The following is a 19,555-nucleotide window of genomic DNA, read 5'->3' as shown; positions in this document are numbered from 1 at the left end:
GTTATTCCATGATAATATATAATGAGAACTTTTTTCAGATGACTCGTTTCCGGAACCGTTCGATCTGAAAAAAAGCGAATAGAAAAACATTTATATATCAAACTAAAACGGACTTGCTAATTAAGGGGGACTTACCGTGATTATTATCCTGTATCTGGCCGTGGCCGTTATTGCGGTTGCTTTTTCCATCCTGGTGTATTTCCTGGCCCAGACATTGAGCGCGGCTCAGAAAACCATGGATGACGTGGCATCGACACTGGAAAATGTTCAGGAACAGATGAAAGGGCTCAACGCAGAAACAACGGAACTGCTGCACCGGACAAACCAACTGGCTGAAGATGTCCAGCAGAAGTCCAAATCTCTGAACAGTGTGTTCGATGCTGTACAGGGATTCGGGGAATCACTCGGAACAGTAAACGATTCCATTCGGAAGATCACGTCCAGTGTGGCGCGCAGTGGTGAGGAACATGCCGGGAAGACGGCACAGGCATTGCAGTGGGGCAAGGCAGCGATTGATCTGATCCATCGCTGGAAAAACAGAAGATCAGCGGATTCATGATCTTTTTCGACAAAAGAAGGGACAGGTTATGACGCAATCGAACAGCCGGACCGGGAGACGCACGGCTTTTCTCACAGGTTTTCTGGCAGGCGGTTTTCTGGGCGCCGCCGCAGTTTATTTTTCATTCGTTCCTTCAGGGAAGGAATGGCTAAAGAGTCAAAGTGCCGCGTTAAATGCGGAGCGTGCCAGGCTTTATCGGAGTGCGCAGAAAAAGACGATTGATCTGAAAAGAGCCGCTGATTTTCTGAAACATCGCTCGAGCGATGAAGATCAGCAAATGATACCGATTCCGAAAGATTATATCTGAAGGAAATTTGTCGTATCATAAAATTTTTTACGGGCAATGTTGGTTTCATGGCGAAAAATTTGTTATGATAGTCATATATTGTCAGCTGTTCCCGATTAACGTTTCTCAGGCGTTATCCGCCTTGCTGTTCCGGCAAAGACGAGTCGGGTGCATCGGAAGTTTGGTTCTGCCAGGCTTTTTTGAGGTGCAGAAAAATGAAAACGTTACAGCCGTTCAGAAAGGCTGATCAGGAAGAGGAGGAATGGTTTTGAGCGCTACAATTTATGATGTTGCCCGTGAAGCCGGTGTATCGATGGCAACCGTTTCCCGTGTTGTCAATGGGAATCCCAATGTCAAGCCGACCACAAGAAAAAAGGTGTCGCAAGCCATTAAAAGGCTTGGTTACCGCCCGAACGCCGTTGCCCGTGGCCTGGCCAGCAAAAAAACAACCACGGTCGGAGTGATCATACCGGATATATCCAGTGTCTTTTTTTCGGAACTGGCCAGGGGTATTGAAGATATCGCAACGATGTATAAGTACAATATTATTCTTTGCAATTCTGATCAGAACAAGGAAAAGGAAATCCGTCTGCTTCAGACACTGCTGGGAAAACAGGTTGACGGTATCGTCTTTATGGGCGGGAAGATCACGAAGGAACATGCGGAAGAATTTAACAACACGTCTGTTCCGATTGTTCTTGCAGCCACAGTGGATGAGAATAAGAAGATTCCTTCCGTCAACATCAACTATGAACAGGCAGCTTATGAGGTTGTGTCCGGACTGATCGCGAAGGGGCACAGGAAAATCGGTTTTATCGATGGTCCTCTGGAAGTGCCGATCAGCGGCAAGGAGAAGCTGAACGGTTATAAACGCGCGCTTAAAGAAGCAGCGATCCCGTTTGACGAGACACTGCTGTCCGTCGGGGATTATACTTATGAATCCGGAAAAGAAGCGACTGAGCAGTTTCTCGATCAGGAGAACAAGCCTACTGCTATTTTTGCGGATTCGGATGAAATGGCGATCGGGGCGATCACCCAAATCCAGGATCGCGGCCTGAAGGTTCCTGACGATATTGAAGTCATCAGCAGCGAGAACACCCGGCTTGTCCAGATGGTCCGTCCGACGCTTTCCAGCATTGCCGAACCGACTTACGACATCGGCGCTGTTGCCATGCGCCTGCTGACGAAGCTCATGAACAACGAGAAGGTCGAAAATGTGACGGTCGTTCTGCCGCACCGGATTGAATACCGGCAGTCGACGAAATGAAGCAATCGGCTGCATGAATCTTTATTAGTGAACAGTAAAAAACCGTCTTCCGGGGAAGACGGTTTTTTGTGTTAAGCTGAACGGTTGTTTTCCACTGCATTCAGGGGATAATCTTTCCGAGCAATTTCGGGTTGGCCTGATGCAGGTTGATATAGGGAAACCGCGAGTTCATGATTTCCGGTTTGATCCGGTACCGGTCACCGGCTGTTCCGGAATCTGCAGCGTCTGACGGCTGAAGCGCTTCGACCGACGTTTTCGGCAAATATTTATTATTCACCAGATCCGTTGTCACAAATCCGGCTGCCTGACAGATGGCCGTGGGTTTCTGATCGCTAAGTCCGCACATGGCTGTCCGGGACATGCCTGAAGGCCGGGCAAACTTCGCAGTCGGCGCCATGAGCTGCGGATCGTTATGATAGGCACTGTTGGCGAATCCTGCCCAGAGCTGGCGTGTCTGCGTTGAATACGTATAGCGATTAAGCCGGCTGTTATGGGCGTAACCGTTCCAGACGCCCATCGTGATGTTCGGGTTCGACGCGACCAGCCAGGAATCATGCCAGTTCTGAGAAGTACCGGTTTTCCCTGCCCAGTCGGCAGAAAACTGAAGCAGACCGGGAAGAGCACGTGCCGTACCGCTCTTCACGACATCACGCATCATGTCCAGCATCAGGTAGCTGGTCTGCGGCGTGAAGACGCGAACCGGATTCGACTGATGCTGATAAACGATCCGGCCCCTGCCGTCGACAATTTTATCGATCAGATAGGCATCGACGAACTGTCCCTCATTGGCAAATGTTGTATACGCATTGGTGTTCTCTTCAACGGTGATCCCTTTTGTGATGCCGCCCAAAGCTGCCGAAACATTGTGCCCGTCACTGCCCACAAGTGAAGTCACACCCATTTTCTTAAGATAGTCGGGGGCATTGTCCGTCGCCGAACTCAGACGGGTAAATGTATCGACAGCAGGCACATTATGGGACAGGGCCAGTGCTTTTCTGGCCGTTTCAAAACCGCTGAAAATTTTCGTTGTCGATGTGGAACCGTAGTCTGTCGGTTCATATTTATGACCGTTGACGATCCGTGAATAGGGAAGATCGGCGACAATCGAGCCCGGTTGAATCAGGCCAAGTTCCATCGCCGGTGCGTAGACAAGCAGCGGTTTCATTGTCGATCCATTCTGCCGTGTGACACCGGTAGCATAATTATATTCCGATGATTTAAAGCCGCGCCCGCCGACAAAACTGATGATTTTACCCGTTTTGTTTTCGATCAGGACAGCGCCTACCTGCATCGGATCCGACACTTTTTTCACTGCACCTGTTTTTGTTCTACCGGCCGCGACCGTTTTATCCGGGCCGTAGCCCTGATAATTTTCCGCAAATGTCTGCATGTCGTCATAGATCGGTTTGTTGATCGTTGTATAAATCCGGTAACCGCCGTACTGGAGGTTTTTCCGTGCGGCACTCTCAAGACTTGAGAAGAGCTGGTAATGGTTCTTTAATGTTTCGAAATTTTCATGGTGAATCCCGGCGATCTCGCTGATCGTGCGGTTCCCGTACAAATGATTGTCTGCTTCATAAATTAACTTGCGGTAGTTTTGATAATCCTGATAGAGGACCTGACCGTTCTGTCCCTGTTCGCCCGCCATCTTCTCAGCGAGAATCAGCGTCGCCCGGTTTTCCACTTCGAGGGACAGATACGGGTAATCGGAATAAACCGGTTTTCCCGGCTTTGCAAAATGTTTCCGGTAATCATAGTTCAGCGCTGTATTCAACTGACTTTTGGTGATCGTCCCGGTATGATACATCCGTTTGAGAACCTGATGTGCCCGGCCGACGCCTGCCGAGATATCTTTTTTAAGACCGCCCTGATTCATGAACGGTGTATAAGCAAACGGATTCTTCGGTAAACCGGCAAGAAAAGCGGCCTGAGGCAGATTCAGCCGGTCCGCACGGACATGAAAGATACCCTCTGCGGCCGCCTGAGCGCCGGCCACATTCCTCCCGGTTGAGTCCCGTCCGAACGGGGCCATATTGAGGTAAGATTCAAGAATTTGATTTTTGGTGAAGAATTTCTCCAGACGCAGAGCAAGCAGGATCTCCCGGAACTTTCTGTCGACGGTAACCTGACTGCCCAGAATCTGATTTTTCACCAACTGCTGAGTAATGGAACTGCCGCCGGTCACTTGCGGATCGTGCATCACCTGTTCCAGACTGGCGCGGATGACGGCCTTCGGAACGACGCCGTGGTGTTGATAGTACAGCTCATCTTCAATGGAGATCACAGCATGTGTGAGATTGGGTGAGAGGTCGCTGAATTTGGTCTTGCTCCGGATCAGCTCGCTGTTCAGCCGTCCGATCGGGATATTCCCGGCAAAGAAGCTCATGCTGCTTTCACTGTAATTGTTGATATCGGCGTTCAGCGTCTGATAGCTGAGAACCGGCTGATCCCGCACTAGTCTGGCAAAATAACCCGACAGTGCGCCGGCGCCGAAGCAGACCACGATGAAGACGACACTGACCGTGATCAGGAAGGAATTCCAAATGGTCTTCCCGACTGTATGGAACTTGCGGATCTTTGGGCTGGCAGCCCAGAACGCAGCCAACTTATCGAAATACTCGGAAATTTTTTTGATACCGGACCGCATTGCCAGTCTCCTTTTTATATCTGTACTGTGCTCCTAGTCGTCACTCAAGTGACGTGTTTCTTCTATCTTAACGTAAACCAGGAAGCAATGGAAGGGAATGGCAGCTGCCTTCACTGCGGCAGCCGTACGGGTTTCTTATCGTTTGTTAAATCGGCCGAAAAAAATCCCGCCTGCATAAAGCAGACGGGACGTTGTCCAGCGGATTATTTGGAATAGAATTCGACGATCATGGCTTCTGTGATTTCTGCAGGAAGTTCTGAGCGTTCCGGAAGCCGGCTGAACGTAGCTTCCAGCTTCTTTTCATCGAAGGAAAGATATTCAGGAACGAACGTATTCGTATCGAGTGCGTCTTTGACGATGGTCAGGTTCCTCGATTTCTCGCGAAGGCCGATCGTCTGTCCCGGCTTAACACGATAGGAAGGAATGTCCACACGTTTGCCGTTCACGGTAATATGTCCGTGATTGACGAGCTGACGAGCCTGACGGCGGGTTCTGGCGAAGCCGATCCGATAAACCAGGTTATCAAGACGGGATTCAAGCAGAATCATAAAGTTGGCGCCGTGTACGCCTTTCATTTTCGCAGCATCGTCAAATGTCCGGCGGAACTGCCGTTCGTTCAGACCATACATGAACCGCAGTTTCTGCTTTTCCTGCTGTTGCAGGCCGTATTCGGACAATTTGATACGCTGGGTCGGGCCGTGCTGCCCAGGTGCATATGGACGCCTTTCGAGTTCTTTTCCTGTACCGCTGAGAGAAATTCCCAGACGGCGTGATTTCTTCCATATCGGACCAGTATAGCGAGCCATAAAGATGACTCCTCCTTTGTCATTTTATTGGATAAACGCGTTATCCGTATCGGCATAAAATGACACCTCCGGCTGTTCTTCCGAAGCGATTCTGCCATCTTGCATCTTCGCCCAGGCAGCCTAGGTTACATGATGCACCTCACGGAGAGGAACAGAATAAACTTCCGAAACTTACCGGCACTGCCTCATTTTACACGCTGACTATTATACTGTTTTCGCGCAGGCACTGTCAACAGGCCGCGCTCCGCTGCAGCAAGTTTTACAGATAACGGACGAGCGTTTCGGCAAACGCTTCAAGAAACTGCTGGTCGTCCTCTGAAAACCGGTCGGTAACCGGGCTGTCGATGTCGAGCACACCGATCAGCCTGTTGCCGGAAATGAGCGGTACAACAATTTCCGACCGGGATTCTTCATCACAGGAAATATACCCCGGAAAATCGTGGACATCGGCAACGCGGACAATTTCATTATTCTGGGCGGCCGTACCACAGACGCCCTTTCCCAGAGGGATGCGGACACATGCCGGCTTTCCCTGAAACGGCCCCAGTACCAGTTCTTTTTTGTCGAGCAGGTAGAAACCGACCCAATTGACACGGTCCAGACATTCATTCAGCCAGGATGAACTGTTGGCCAGATTGGCGATCCGGCTCGGTTCATCCTTAACCAGCGATTCGAGTACCTGAAGCCGGGTTTTATTTACAGAATTCATTTGTTTTCTCCTCTGCTTTCTTTGATACAGTCATTAATAACCTCATTCTATCAGATCATTTTACAACTTTCAGCAGGGAGAACAAAAAGTTTTTGCAGGGTAGACGGATTTCAGGACGAATGTATTATAGAGGTTAGAAGCGGCCGGGCAGCAGCCGGTCCAGAAAAAATTCCAGGGAAAGGATGACGCTGCATGGCGCCGGAGTCCAGACATTCAGTACGTACGAAATCGAAGGAGGCAGTCGTTCATTCTGCGTTGAAGCTGTTCAACATCTCCGGATTCGACGGGACGTCTGTCCGGGCGATTGCCGCCGATGCGGGGGTCAACCTGGCACTTGTTTCCTACTATTTTGGGGGAAAGCAGGGGCTTCTCGAGGACCTGATGGCTTCGTTCTTTGAGGGATATCTCAGTGAACTGGAACGGGGCATGAAGGATGCGGCGGAATCCGGACTGTCGTCTCAGGAACGGCTGATTCACGTGGCGGATAAGCTGATCGGCTACCAGCAGAACTATTTCTATCTCTCGCGGTTCGTTCACCGGGAGATGACGCTGGACAACCAGCTTGTCCGCGAACTGATGTCCAGCTATCTGATGAAAGAAAAATATTTGCTCGACCGGCTGTTCCGGCAAGTTATTCATGATGCGGCAACCGATCCGCTGAACGCGGACTTTGTCATGCTGCAATACCGGGACCTCATCACGATGCCCTTTATGCAGCCGCAGTACCTCAGAGAGGTCTATTATCTGAACCCGCGTGAGGCAGCGTTCCGCGCAAATTATCTTCGCTACATCCGCAGATGGGTCGCCCGACTGACGGACCGTACGGAACGCCTGCCGGAAACAGGTCTTCAGTGAAACAGTGTACTTAGATAGTCAAAGATGTTTTTTCCAATCAGTGTAACGGTAATCATGATGAACAGGACTTTGACGTAAGACGAACCTTTTTTAATCGCAAATTTCGCGCCGCACCATGAACCGGTCAGCAGGCCGGCCGCCATGATGATTCCGATCATCAGATCGACGTAGCCGAGAATGGCGAAGGTGATCAGTGCCGCGATGTTGCTGCCGAAATTAAGTACTTTAGCGTTTCCGGCAGCATAGAGAAAGTCAAAACCCAGCATCAGAAATGAGAAAATCAGGAAAGAACCGGTTCCGGCACCGAGAAAACCGTCATAAAATCCGATAATAAACGTAAGCGGCAGAAACCCGGCCGCTTTTTTTCGGGTCAGACCGGTATACGTTGATGCCGCACCCCACTGTTTGTTCACCAGTGTATAAACAGTGACCGCACAGAGCAGAAACAGGATCAGCGGACGAAGCAGGGCCGGTGAGAGAAAATGGACGAGCATGACGCCGAAAACGGCACCGCAGAAGGAAAGAGGAAAAAGTTTCAGCGTCAGTTTCAGGTCGATTTTGCCGGAACGGATAAACGTCAGCGAGCTGGTCAGTGATCCGGCCGAACTGGCCAGTTTATTGGTGCCCAGCGCAATCTGCGGCGGGAGTCCGGCGGCAAGCAGAGCCGGTGTCGAAATCAGCCCGCCTCCTCCGACCACCGCATCAATAAAACCGGACGTGAAACCTGAAGTCAGCAGAAAAAGAGTGGTCCATAAGCCTGTCACCGCGCAGCCATCCCCGTTCATTCGATGAATGTGATCAAGAATACGCTGATTATAATAGCATTCACCGGACCGTTTGTGCAGGACGCCGCTGAGTTCAGCAAGGGTTCGTCCATGTCACAAAAATCGACTGTTTCTTACTTTTTTTAATCTTAACAGGCTGTTTTTTTGTTACAATAGATAATAATTGTAAGCAGGGTTTCATGCGAGAATGGAGGAAATTCCGTATGCTTTATCTGATCATCGGACTGATACTTCTCATTATTATAGTTATTTCGTATGGTGGCTGGATGAGGAAGAAAACCTACGGCGCCATCGATCGGGCTGAAGAAACGCGTACCGCACTTGCGGCGCTGCCGCTGGCCGGGGAAATCGCCAAAATCAAGCAGCTGAAAATGGCCGGCGATACGGAAAAAAAGTTTGAGCAGTGGCGAAAAGACTGGGACAGCATTGTAACGGCCGAGCTGCCTTCCATTGAGGAACAGCTGTTTAAAGCGGAAGAATCCACCGACAGATACCGGTTTAAAAAAGCGGCCGCGCTGGTGGCGCAGATGGACCGTCAGATGGAAGGCATAAAAGAAAAGACGGACCGGATCCTGAAGGAAATCAACATGGTGGTGGACAGCGAGCGTAAGAACAGGAATGATGTCACACCGATTAAAGAAGCCTACCATCAGATCAAAAAGCTGATGATCACGAAACGGAGCCAGTTCCGCGGAGCCCTCAATCTGCTCGAAGCATCGGTGAAGGAAATTGACGATCACTATGAAAAGTACGGCAGTGAAACAGAGAACGGGAATTATATTGAAGCCAGGGACATCCTCCTTCAAGTGAAAACAAAAATTGAAAAGGTAAACGGGCAGATTGAACAAGTACCCGATTTCTATGAAGAAATCCTTCAGTCGATTCCGGATCAGCTCAAAGAACTGAGCCAGGGCAAGGAAGAAATGGAGGAACAGGGTTATTCGCTGGGACATCTGCGCATCGATACACTGATCAGGGAGACAGAAGAACAGCTTCAGGTACTTAAAGATCTTGTCGATAAACTGGAACTGGATCAGGTTGCTGCAGGACTTAAAGGCATCCATGATCAGCTGGACTGGCTCTACAGTCAGCTTGATAAAGAAGTGGACAGCCGCAAGCAAGTGATCGAGATGATTCCCGAGATCGGTTCGAAACTGGAAGACACCGGAACACGACTTGAGGCGGTGACGCGTTCGACGGAGGCACTCAGGGACAGCTACCGGATCAGGGAAGAGGATCTCAGCGCGCAGCGGGAAATCGGAAGGACTTATCAGAAGCTGCAGAAAAATTTCAATCAGACAGATGATCAGCTCTCCCGTCATACGGAAGCCTTCAGTCTGGCGCTTGATCAACTGAAAAAGATTCAGTCGGATATCGATAATGTTGCTTCGCTGACCCTTGAATTTGATCAAAAACTGAAAGCTTTGCGGAAAGATGAAATTGAAGCACGGGATACGATGGTTCAGCTGCGGCATTCACTTTTTGAAACCGGCCAGTTGTTCCGGCGGAGCAATCTTCCCGGGGCACCGCAGTCTTTTTCTGCGGCTATGGAGCAGGCCGGCGATCACATTAAGTTTGTTGATGAAAAACTTGATGCGAAGCCCCTGAACATGGAGGAAGTGCGGGAGGCACTCAAAGCAGCGGGAAAGGACGTCGAAGAAGTGGCTCGTCAGGCGCGTTCGCTTGTGGATACGGCGGGGTATGCGGAATTTATGATCCGTTACGGGAACCGCTATCGGAGCAGCGACCCGCAGATCGACAGTGATCTGAGCAAGGCCGAGGCACAGTTCCGTGCGTATGACTATTCGGGAGCGGTGAAAACAGCTATCGAAGCTGTCGAACGGAAAGAACCGAAAATATTAAAAAGGACCGATTTATTCCCGCAACATCAGGCGTAATCATCGACATTGGAGCCATTCCATGATACGCTCTTTGTCTGAAGAAAGCAGCCTGATTCATGACGGGTGATCCGGTATGGAAATGAAAGGAGTTATGGAAAATAATGATTTATCTGGATAATAGTGCGACCACAAAACCATATACTGAGGCGATTGAAACCTACCAGAAGGTTTCTGAAGATTTCTTTGCCAATCCTTCGTCGATTCATTCCCTCGGCGGGCGAAGCGAATCCTTGCTGGCAAAATCACGTGAACAGGCAGCGTCACTTCTTGGTGTTGATCCTGATGAGATTGTATTTACCTCAGGCGGGACAGAAGGAAACAATCTGGCTGTGAAAGGAGCCGCACTCGCATATCGCGGACGCGGGCGCCATCTGATTACGACAACGGTGGAACACGCGTCGAGTCTCAATGCTTTCCATCAGCTGGAAGAACTTGGCTTTGAGGTGACTTATCTTCCGGTTGACCGTGACTGCCGGATTTCTTTTGACGATTTCAAAAAAGCGTACCGCAAAGATACGATTCTTGTGTCGGTGATGCATGTGAATAATGAAGTCGGCACGGTGCAGCCGATCCGGGAAATTGCAGAATTTCTCAAGACGAAACCGACGACGGTCTTTCATGTGGACCACGTACAGGGATTCTCGAAGGTGCCTCTGGAACTTAAAGACAGCGGGATTGATCTGTGTACCATTTCCGGACACAAGTTTCATGGACCAAAGGGTACGGGTATTCTCTATGTACGAAAAGGTACATCGCTGTCGCCGCTTCTTTCCGGAGGCGGTCAGGAAGGCGGCCTGCGTTCCGGTACGGAAAATCTTCCCGGTATCTGCGGGATGGTCAAGGCACTGCGGATAACGAAGGAACATGAGAAGGACGGGATCGGGCACCTTCTTGCTCTGCAGCAGCAATTGCGGAAGGGACTGTCGCGGATCGATGACGCAGTGATCCATACTCCGGAAGATGGCGCAGCGCCAAGTATTATGAACGTGTCGTTGAAAGGCATCCGATCGGAAGTGCTGGTTCATGCGCTTGAAGAGAATCAAATTTATGTGTCGACAAAGTCTGCCTGCTCGTCAAAGGACAGCGGAGCGAGCGGTGTACTTCTGGCGATGGGTGTAGATGAGCAGGAAGCGCGTCAGGCGATCCGGATCAGCACGGCTTTTGAAAATACAGAAGAGGATATTGCCGCGTTTCTTTCGGTTCTGGCCGATAAGGTGCGTCAATTGAAACCTGTCATGAGGTGAATTCAGTGATTTATGATTATCTGGTGATCCGCTTCGGCGAAATCACCTTAAAAGGTAAAAACAAAAAGGATTTTGTCCTGAAACTTGAAAATGATGTCCGGGCGAAGCTGAGTCGTTTCACGAAACTTGATGTCAAACGTCATTTTGATGATCTGGAGATTCATCTGAATGGCGAGGATGCGGAGCCGGTGATTCACGTTCTGACGCGGATTTTTGGCATTCAGAACATCTCTACCGCGATCAAAGTCGAAAATAATCTGGATGCCATCCGTGCCGGCGTTCTGCGTGTTATGGGTGCCGAGAAGGACGTGCATACATTTAAAATTGCGGCACGCCGCAAGAATAAGCAATTTCCGGTTCATGGGAGTGAACTGAATCAGGAATTGGGCGCCTGCGTACTGAAAAACTGCGAAGGGGTCAGCGTCGATGTGCATCACCCGGATCTGACCGTGCGTGTTGAAGTCGGCTATCATGAGACAAGAATTTATGGTCATGAATACGACGGTGCCGGCGGACTTCCGGTCGGGAGCAGCGGGAAAGTGCTGCTGCTTCTCTCCGGGGGGATTGACAGCCCGGTTGCCGGATATCTGCTCGCAAAAAGAGGGGCCACTGTTGACGCCATTCATTTTCAAAGCCCGCCCTATACCAGCGACCGTGCAAGGCAGAAGGTCATTGACCTGGCTGGTAAAATCGAGTCGTTCGGCGGTACTGTCCGGATCCATATTGTTCCTTTCACCAAGGCGCAGCTGGCGATCCGTGATCAGATCCCTGAAGATTACCGGGTGACGATCATGCGCCGCCTGATGTTCCGGATTGCCGAGAAAGAAGCACAGAGGACCGGGGCGCTGGCGCTGGCTACCGGTGAAAGCCTCGGCCAGGTCGCAAGCCAGACAATGGAGAGCATGAATACAATCAACCAGGTGACCAATCTGCCGATCCTGAGGCCGCTGATCACGATGGACAAGATCGAGATCGCACGTCTTGCAAAAAAGATCGACACTTATGATATATCGATCCGTCCGTATGAGGACTGCTGCACGATCTTTTTGCCGAAAGCGCCGAGAACGCGTCCTGATCGTATTCATGCGGCCCGTTTCGAACGGGCACTGGACATCGACGCACTTGTTGACGAGGCGGTCCGCGGTATCGTCGTACAGACAGCTGCGGATGAGAACCAGAAGGATACATTTAACCAGTTGCTTTAATCCTTTGCGTTCTGCCTCCGGGACAAGATGACTTCACCCGGTTGAAATAATTACCATACTCACTTCTGAATGGTACCGATCATGCCTGCACATGATAATGGCACAAGGAGGTGAGAAACATGGCTGAAAACAACAAAATTCTTGTTCCGGGTGCAGAACAGGCTCTTGAACAGATGAAGACTGAAATCGCTTCTGAATTCGGTGTTCATCTTGGCCCGGATACAACCTCACGTGCCAATGGTTCCGTCGGTGGTGAAATCACTAAGCGTCTTGTCGCAACTGCACTGAGCGGCAAGTTCTGATCCAGATGAAAAAGACTGTCAAGGGGACGGCTGATGCCGTCCCTTTTTACTTTTCTTAATGATGTTTTAAATTCTACGCTGTTTTTCCGCTCCGGATACGAGAATCCGCCATATATTTTTTAGCTCTGTTCACATTTACTGTTGTTTTATGCTGCGTTGTTTTGAGCGGATCGCCCGCGGAAAGCGAGCGCCTGCAGCGAAAAACAACAGACAAGTTTAACAGAGCCATTTTTTAAAAACCGCTTTCAATGTTATCCCAGCCGCAAACATCCTTTTTTCTATTGACTTCTTTTTTTTTTTACACTAAAATACACATTACATACTTTATCGTACTAGTGAATTAAAGCGAATGAGCAAATGTTCTACCGGGTAAAAAGCTCTGGTATTGTACCTCAGACAAAGAAAAACTGCAGAGAAGGGAAACCGATCAATGACGCAACCCTATATGTTCGAAAAGCCGCTCGGACTCCGCGATTTGCTTCCGCCGGCACAGCGTGCGACGGCGCAACTTGAAGATTTGTTTCACAATGAATTAAATCGGTGGGGCTATGATTTTCTCCGGACACCGGCTCTGGAATTTGCCGAAACAATCGGCCGTGCATCGGCGATTGAAGACGGGCAGCTGTTTAAGTTTTTTGATGCGGAGGGGCATCCTGTCGTGCTCAGGCCGGATATGACGACGCCGATTGCCCGGATCGCTGCATCGAGCCTGCGCGGACAGCCCTTACCGCTTCGGCTGGCATATACGGCCAATTTATATCGCAGTCAGAAAAGGGAAGGCGGCCATCCGAGTGAATTTGAACAGACCGGTGCGGAGCTGATCGGCGACGGAACCCCTTATGCCGATGTCGAGGTCATCTCTCTGATGATTTCGCTGCTTGAAAAGACGGGACTGGAATCCATTCGTGTAGCAGTCGGCCACGTAGGGTTTGTCAATGCCTTCTTTTATGATATGGTGAAGGATAAAGAAACCGTACGGCGGCTTCGCCATCTTCTTTACAATAAAAATGATGTCGGATTCCGCGAATATGTCGCATCACTGAATCTTTCCGAAGCCGCAGCCGGAAAACTGAACCGGTTTGTCGATTCGAGACGGCTGGATAATGCGGCTACACTGGACTACCTGAAGACACTGACATCAGGTGCGGCAATGCCGGTTCACTCTTATTACCAGAATATTCTTGAATTATTGGACTTGCTGAAGATTGACCGGCTGGACGGGAAAATCGATCTGGATATCACCCTTGTGCCCCATCTTAGTTATTACACCGGTTTTGTTTTTCAGGGCTTCGGCGGCGGTCTCGGTTTTCCGGTTGCCAGCGGCGGCCGTTACGATGATTTACTCGCTCAGTTTAATCGGCCCTGCCCGGCGACCGGCTTCGGTATCCGGCTGGACCGGCTGATGAGCGCGGTAAAGACCGACGATCGGAAGGCCGGTCTGAGGAAAGGTCCGAGAAAACTCGCGGTGATTTACGATCACGAACATGCAGAAGAGGCCCTGAGATTTGCAAACCAGGTACGTGATGCCGGTAAAACCGTTGTTCTCCAGCATTCCGGAGGGATTGATGATCCGGATGCATTTGCCGGACAGTTTACAACGATCAGGAGATTTCTGACTCAGGAGAGAACGGAGACAGGAGAATGAAGGATTCTTTAATAACCGTGGCCATGCCGAAGGGACGTATTTTCGGGGATGCCTGCCGCCTGCTCCGGAAAGCAGGATTCGCGCTTCCCGAGACATTTGAAACGACACGAAAGCTGATTTTTGATCTGGAGGATGAGCCTTTTCGGTTCATTCTGGCAAAACCTGTGGATGTACCGACCTATGTCGAATACGGTGCCGTCGATATTGGCATTGCCGGAAAGGACGTGCTGCTTGAAAGCGGCCGCGATGTGTACGAAGTGGTCGACCTCGGTATCAGCAAATGCCATATGGCGGTTGCCGGTCTGCCCGGTCACCGCGGCGTTCATCCTTTTTTAAAGATCGCGACAAAATATCCGCACATCGCCTCCGATTATTACCGGAAACGCGGGGAACAGGTTGAACTGATTGCACTTAACGGGTCGATCGAACTTGCTCCGATCGTCGGGCTTGCCGACGCCATTGTCGATATTGTGTCGACCGGACGGACCTTGAAGGATAACGGGCTTGTGGAATACGACCGGCTGATGGATATCAGTTCGCGGCTGATTGTCAATCCGGTTAGCTACCGGATGAAGAAGCAGGCAATCGACCGGATTATCGAGAAAATCATCGGAATCACGGAGGGGACCAAAATTGGAATGGATTGAGGACGGGAATCTGGCATTTCTTAAGAGCAGAAAAGTGGAAGCGAAGCAGGAAGCCCGGCAGGCCGTACAGGGGATTATTGACGAAGTTAAAGCCAAAGGCGATGCGGCGCTCAAGGCCTACACAAAGAAATTCGACGGCATTGCCTTAAACGATCTGCGCGTCAGCGAAGACATGATTTCCGAAGCAGTGAAAAAGGTTCCGGATGACGTGCGCCGGGCCATTCATCAGGCGGCTCAGAACATCCGGGCTTTTCATGAGAAGCAGCTGCAGCATTCATGGACGGAAAAGGTGGATGACGGCGTTGTACTCGGGCAGAAAGTCACTCCGCTGGATTCTGTCGGCGTTTACGTTCCCGGCGGGACTGCCTGCTACCCGTCTTCGGTTCTGATGGGCGCGATTCCGGCACTGGTTGCCGGTGTCCGGCGGGTCGTCCTGATCTCACCGCCGCAGAAGGACGGATTAATTGCCGCCGGGGTTCTGGCCGCAGCCAGGGAAATCGGGATCAAAGAAATTTATCAGGCCGGCGGTGCCCAGGCGATTGCCGCGCTTGCTTACGGTACGGAAACGATCGTTCCGGTCGATAAAATTGTCGGCCCTGGAAATATATATGTCATGCTGGCAAAAAAGCAGGTATTCGGCGATGTTGCGATCGACAGTCTGGCCGGACCCAGTGAGGTCACGGTTCTGGCTGATGAAACGGCGAACCCCGTCTGGGTGGCCGCCGATCTTTTGTCTCAGGCGGAGCACGATAAAATGTCGATGCCGGTACTGATTACGGCCTCCCGGGCATTCGGGGAACTAGTGGACAAGGAAGTTGACCGCCAGCTGGCAACGCTGCCGAGGCGTGATATCGCCGGTCCGTCCATCGAACAGGTCGGCAAAATCATTTTGGTAAAGGATCTTGCGGAAGGCGCGGAAACCGTCAACCGGATTGCACCGGAACATCTGGAAATTGCGACGGCCGATCCTGAGGCGGCCCTGCCGCTGATCCGTCATGCCGGAGCGATTTTCCTCGGCAGGTACAGTTCCGAACCGGTCGGTGACTACTTTGCCGGGCCCAACCACATTATTCCGACTAATGGATCGGCGCGTTATGCCAGTCCGCTTGGTGTGGACAGCTTTATCAAACGGTCCAGCGTGATTCGCTACACGGATCAGGCGTTGAAGAAGAACGGGGCCGCTATTGAAGCATTTGCCCGCTATGAGGGGCTTGAAGCACATGCCCGGGCTGTTGAAAAAAGGCTGAAAGGGGCTGCCATCCATGGCTGAGCGTTCAGGGGAAATTGAACGGAATACATTTGAAACGCAAATCAAGCTCCATTTTCTGATCGACGGCGATGGTACATCGGACCTGGAAACCGGTGTCCCGTTTCTGACCCATATGCTGACGCTTTTTACGAAACACGGATTGTTCCGGCTCTCTGTTGAGGCACATGGTGATACCGACGTCGATGATCATCATACTACTGAAGATATTGCGATCTGTCTCGGGCAGGCGATCCGCCAGGCGCTCGGGGATAAAAAAGGGATCAATCGTTACGGCTATGCGGTTGTGCCGATGGATGAAGCATTGTCTGAGGTCGTGATTGACCTCAGCGACCGGCCGGCTTTTGTTTTTCACGGTACCCTGCCGGCGCAGAAGGTCGGGACATTCGACACGGAACTGGTTCAGGAATTTCTGGATAAACTGGCCATCGAAGCGCGCATGAATCTTCATGTTACCGTGCGTTACGGAGCGAATACCCATCATATCATTGAGTCTGTTTTCAAGGCGCTCGGTCGCGCCCTTGACGCGGCGACACTTAAAAATCCCAGGATTCAAGGGGTCCTGTCAACGAAAGGAACGTTGGGATGATCGGCATCGTCGATTATGGAATGGGTAATTTATATAGTCTGAGCCGTGCCCTGATCCGTCTTGAGGAAGCGTATTTTATCAGTGATAATGAAAATGAGCTGGCAAAAGCAGACGGGTTAATTCTTCCGGGGGTGGGCGCCTTCAGAGATGCCATGCTGCTGCTGAATCAAAAGAAACTGACCGGTTTTATCCGTCACTATGCTGCAGAAAAGCCGCTGCTCGGGATTTGTCTCGGCATGCAGCTGCTGTTCGATGAGAGCGAAGAGGGCCGGCTGACTGAAGGACTGAAGCTGCTTCCCGGCCGGGTCGTCCGGTTCAGCGGCATCGACAACCGGGGTATTTCCTATAAAGTACCGCATATGGGCTGGAACATGCTGACATTCCGCCAGCCGGAGGCGCCGCTTCTAACCGGGCTGAAACCGGATTATGCGTATTTTGTCCACTCTTATTACGTGCAGACACCGCAGCCGGATATTTTAACTGCGACGACCGATTACCATCAGGAGGTTCCGGCAGTTGTCGGCAGAGGTTCCGTGTTCGGCACACAGTTCCATCCGGAAAAGAGCGGCGCTTTCGGCCAGTCGCTGCTTGGAAATTTTCTGAAATACGCGGCCGGGAGCATGCACAGCCGTCAGGAAGCAGACAGGAGGGAAAACTGATGTTCACCGTTTATCCGGCAATTGACATTCTCGGCGGAAAATGTGTCCGGCTTTATCAGGGAGATTACGGCCAGTCAATGGTCTATGATGACTCACCTGACCGGATTGCCGCAAAGTTCTGCAATCAGGGTGCGGACTGGATTCATATCGTCGATCTGGATGGCGCAAAAAGCGGACGGCCGGTCAATGACCGGGTCATCAAAAAGATTGCAAGAGACGTATCGGTGAAAATTGAAGTCGGCGGCGGCATCCGCGATATGGATACGGTGAAGGCCTACCTGGACAGCGGAGTAAGCAGAGTGGTCCTTGGCAGCTCGGCAATTTCTGATCCGGGCTTTACTAGAGAAGCGCTGCGCCAGTATCCCTATGCTGTGGCTATCGGCCTGGATGTCAAAGACGGCAAGGTTGCGGTTGAAGGATGGCGGGAAGTGTCCGGGATCAGTGCTGAAGCGCTGGCCGTTGAACTGATCCAGGCCGGCGCCCGGCAGTTTATTTATACGGATATCAGCCGGGACGGGGCCTTGAAGGGCGCCGACTTTAACGGCGCGGAGCAACTGGCGGAAAAAATCGGCCTGCCTGTGGTTCTGTCCGGCGGTGTCACGACACAAACCGAACTTGAAAAAATTGCCGGAAGAAGTTCCGGCAGAATCAGCGGCGTCATCATTGGCCGGGCACTGTATACCGGACAGATTGATCTTGGCCGGGCCATAAGGACGGTGAATGCCATTGCTGGCAAAACGAATCATCCCATGTCTTGACGTGAAAGACGGCCGCGTCGTTAAGGGGAAAAAGTTTATTCATTTGCACGATGCCGGTGATCCGGTTGAGCTGGCCATGTATTATAACCAGCAAGGTGCCGATGAGCTCGTATTTCTTGATATTTCCGCAACAAATGAAGGAAGAAATACGATGGTCGACGTTGTCCGTGCAGTCGCTGCGAAACTGGCCATTCCCTTTACGGTCGGCGGCGGGATTCATTCAATGGCGAATATTAAAAATCTGCTCCGTGCCGGTGCTGACAAAGTCTCACTGAACAGTTCGGCGGTAGCCCATCCGGAACTGATTACTGCCGGCGCGGAGTTCTTCGGCTGTCAGTGCATCGTCTGCGCCATCGATGCCAAGTGGGATAAAGAATCAGGTACATATCGCGTCTATACCCACGGGGGACAGGAGAAAACCGGTCTGGATGCCGTTCAATGGGCGAAAAAAGCGGTGGCTCTGGGCGCCGGAGAAATTCTGCTGACGAGCATGGACCGCGACGGTGAAAAAGACGGATTTGAACTGAACCTGACGCGCGAAGTCAGCGAAGCCGTTGCCGTTCCGGTCATTGCTTCCGGAGGTGCAGGCAAGGCATCGGATTTTCTGGATGCCTTTCAGGAAGGCAAAGCGGACGCTGCGCTCGCTGCATCAATTTTTCATTATAAAGAAACATCAGTCAGCAAAGTCAAAGCATATCTGAGAGAAGAAGGAGTGGCCGTTCGATGAATGTAGCAGATGTTAAGTTTGATGAAAAGGGGCTGGTACCTGCCGTAATACAGGATGCCCAAAGCAAAGAAATCCTGATGGTTGCTTATATGAATAAGGAATCGTTGGAGAAATCTCTGGAAACCGGTGAGACCTGGTTTTTCAGCAGGTCGCGTCAGAAACTGTGGCACAAGGGAGAAACATCAGGAAATACTCAGAAGATCATCGACTGGGCGCTGGACTGCGATGCCGACACGCTGCTGCTTAAAGTCAATCCGGCGGGACCTGCCTGTCATACCGGCACTTACAGCTGCTTCCGGGACGAGAAAAGCGATAAACAGGAAGCTGTTCAGAGCGGCAGTGACCGTTTCGGCATTCTGGCCGAACTGGAGCATGTGATTGCGAAACGGGAAGCCGAGCGCCCCGAGGGGACGTATACCACTTACCTGTTTAACGAGGGCATTGATAAGATCCTGAAGAAGATCGGCGAAGAAACTTCGGAAGTCATCATTGCCGCCAAAAATCGCTCGGCCGAGGAACTCGAATGGGAAGTTTCCGATGTCATCTATCATACGCTGGTAATGCTCCGGGAACAGAACGTCGGTTTCGACCGCGTGCTGCATGTTCTGGAAAAACGTCACCGTGAAAAAAGTGAATTTCAGCGTGAAAAAGCAAAGAAACTGGACTGAGATCAACAGGGGAAAAGGTACCTCGGGGT

The 19,555-nt window shown here is 51.1% G+C and carries 20 protein-coding genes; 16 read left to right on the top strand and 4 right to left on the bottom strand.

Annotated features, from left to right (window positions below; translation table 11 throughout):
• Positions 1-136 precede the first annotated feature (136 nt).
• From D889_RS0103590 to ccpA, 3 genes are all read left to right on the top strand, one after another.
• Positions 137-559 (top strand): DUF948 domain-containing protein, encoded by a 423-nt coding sequence (locus tag D889_RS0103590; RefSeq protein WP_010630458.1) that lies wholly within the window; start codon positions 137-139, stop codon positions 557-559.
• 28 nt (positions 560-587) lie between these two features.
• The gene (locus tag D889_RS0103585; protein ID WP_010630457.1) at positions 588-866 is read left to right on the top strand and encodes a DNA adenine methylase; all 279 of its coding nucleotides are present in this window, start codon (positions 588-590) and stop codon (positions 864-866) included.
• A 247-nt stretch (positions 867-1,113) separates the two neighbouring features.
• On the top strand, positions 1,114-2,112 hold the full coding sequence (gene ccpA / locus D889_RS0103580) for a catabolite control protein A (protein WP_010630456.1): 999 nt from the start codon (positions 1,114-1,116) through the stop codon (positions 2,110-2,112).
• A 100-nt stretch (positions 2,113-2,212) separates the two neighbouring features.
• Here the strand turns inward: ccpA and D889_RS0103575 are convergent, their stop codons facing one another.
• The 3 genes from D889_RS0103575 to D889_RS0103565 form a co-directional block, all read right to left on the bottom strand.
• On the bottom strand, positions 2,213-4,759 hold the full coding sequence (locus D889_RS0103575) for a transglycosylase domain-containing protein (protein WP_010630455.1): 2,547 nt from the start codon (positions 4,757-4,759) through the stop codon (positions 2,213-2,215).
• A 203-nt stretch (positions 4,760-4,962) separates the two neighbouring features.
• Complete coding sequence (gene rpsD, locus D889_RS0103570; RefSeq protein WP_010630454.1) at positions 4,963-5,565, bottom strand: 30S ribosomal protein S4; 603 nt, start codon at positions 5,563-5,565, stop codon at positions 4,963-4,965.
• Positions 5,566-5,824: 259 nt separating this feature from the next.
• A complete protein-coding gene (locus D889_RS0103565; protein WP_010630453.1) occupies positions 5,825-6,274 on the bottom strand; it encodes a GAF domain-containing protein in 450 nt (149 codons plus the stop codon).
• A 192-nt stretch (positions 6,275-6,466) separates the two neighbouring features.
• Here D889_RS0103565 and refZ point away from each other — a divergent pair, with 192 nt between their 5' ends.
• A complete protein-coding gene (gene refZ, locus D889_RS0103560; protein WP_010630452.1) occupies positions 6,467-7,129 on the top strand; it encodes a forespore capture DNA-binding protein RefZ in 663 nt (220 codons plus the stop codon).
• On the opposite strand, the gene D889_RS0103555 is transcribed toward refZ, so the two are convergent.
• A complete protein-coding gene (locus D889_RS0103555) occupies positions 7,123-7,893 on the bottom strand; it encodes a sulfite exporter TauE/SafE family protein (RefSeq protein WP_010630451.1) in 771 nt (256 codons plus the stop codon). The genes refZ and D889_RS0103555 overlap by 7 nt on opposite strands.
• A 224-nt stretch (positions 7,894-8,117) precedes the next feature.
• On the opposite strand from D889_RS0103555, the gene D889_RS0103550 reads away from it, so the two are divergent.
• From D889_RS0103550 to hisIE, 12 genes are all read left to right on the top strand, one after another.
• The gene (locus tag D889_RS0103550) at positions 8,118-9,812 is read left to right on the top strand and encodes a septation ring formation regulator EzrA (RefSeq protein WP_010630450.1); all 1,695 of its coding nucleotides are present in this window, start codon (positions 8,118-8,120) and stop codon (positions 9,810-9,812) included.
• A gap of 104 nt (positions 9,813-9,916) precedes the next feature.
• On the top strand, positions 9,917-11,059 hold the full coding sequence (locus tag D889_RS0103545) for a cysteine desulfurase family protein (RefSeq protein WP_010630449.1): 1,143 nt from the start codon (positions 9,917-9,919) through the stop codon (positions 11,057-11,059).
• Between the two features lie 5 nt (positions 11,060-11,064).
• Positions 11,065-12,264, top strand: coding sequence for a tRNA uracil 4-sulfurtransferase ThiI (gene thiI, locus D889_RS0103540; protein ID WP_010630448.1), 1,200 nt, complete (start codon positions 11,065-11,067; stop codon positions 12,262-12,264).
• A gap of 119 nt (positions 12,265-12,383) precedes the next feature.
• Positions 12,384-12,566, top strand: coding sequence for an alpha/beta-type small acid-soluble spore protein (locus D889_RS0103535; RefSeq protein WP_010630447.1), 183 nt, complete (start codon positions 12,384-12,386; stop codon positions 12,564-12,566).
• A gap of 430 nt (positions 12,567-12,996) precedes the next feature.
• Positions 12,997-14,211, top strand: a complete 1,215-nt coding sequence (locus tag D889_RS0103530) for an ATP phosphoribosyltransferase regulatory subunit (protein ID WP_010630446.1) — start codon at positions 12,997-12,999, stop codon at positions 14,209-14,211.
• A complete protein-coding gene (hisG, locus tag D889_RS0103525; RefSeq protein ID WP_010630445.1) occupies positions 14,208-14,858 on the top strand; it encodes an ATP phosphoribosyltransferase in 651 nt (216 codons plus the stop codon). The genes D889_RS0103530 and hisG overlap by 4 nt, the downstream gene beginning before the upstream one ends.
• Complete coding sequence (gene hisD, locus D889_RS0103520; RefSeq protein WP_010630444.1) at positions 14,845-16,128, top strand: histidinol dehydrogenase; 1,284 nt, start codon at positions 14,845-14,847, stop codon at positions 16,126-16,128. The genes hisG and hisD overlap by 14 nt, the downstream gene beginning before the upstream one ends.
• A complete protein-coding gene (gene hisB / locus D889_RS0103515; protein ID WP_010630443.1) occupies positions 16,121-16,714 on the top strand; it encodes an imidazoleglycerol-phosphate dehydratase HisB in 594 nt (197 codons plus the stop codon). The genes hisD and hisB overlap by 8 nt, the downstream gene beginning before the upstream one ends.
• Entirely contained in the window at positions 16,711-17,373 is a 663-nt protein-coding gene (gene hisH / locus D889_RS0103510) for an imidazole glycerol phosphate synthase subunit HisH (RefSeq protein ID WP_010630442.1), read from the top strand. The genes hisB and hisH overlap by 4 nt, the downstream gene beginning before the upstream one ends.
• Positions 17,373-18,131 carry a 1-(5-phosphoribosyl)-5-[(5-phosphoribosylamino)methylideneamino]imidazole-4-carboxamide isomerase gene (gene hisA, locus D889_RS0103505; RefSeq protein WP_010630441.1) on the top strand — a complete coding sequence of 253 codons (759 nt, stop codon included), beginning with the start codon at positions 17,373-17,375 and terminating at the stop codon, positions 18,129-18,131. Before hisH ends, hisA begins: the two co-directional genes overlap by 1 nt.
• Entirely contained in the window at positions 18,100-18,858 is a 759-nt protein-coding gene (gene hisF, locus D889_RS0103500) for an imidazole glycerol phosphate synthase subunit HisF (protein ID WP_010630440.1), read from the top strand. The genes hisA and hisF overlap by 32 nt, the downstream gene beginning before the upstream one ends.
• On the top strand, positions 18,855-19,526 hold the full coding sequence (gene hisIE / locus D889_RS0103495) for a bifunctional phosphoribosyl-AMP cyclohydrolase/phosphoribosyl-ATP diphosphatase HisIE (protein ID WP_010630439.1): 672 nt from the start codon (positions 18,855-18,857) through the stop codon (positions 19,524-19,526). Before hisF ends, hisIE begins: the two co-directional genes overlap by 4 nt.
• Positions 19,527-19,555: the final 29 nt, after the last annotated feature.

Origin of the sequence: Sporolactobacillus vineae DSM 21990 = SL153 (assembly GCF_000377985.1) — a bacterium.
Classification (GTDB): domain Bacteria; phylum Bacillota; class Bacilli; order Bacillales; family Sporolactobacillaceae; genus Sporolactobacillus; species Sporolactobacillus vineae.
This window is presented reverse-complemented; position numbering and strand designations above follow the sequence as displayed.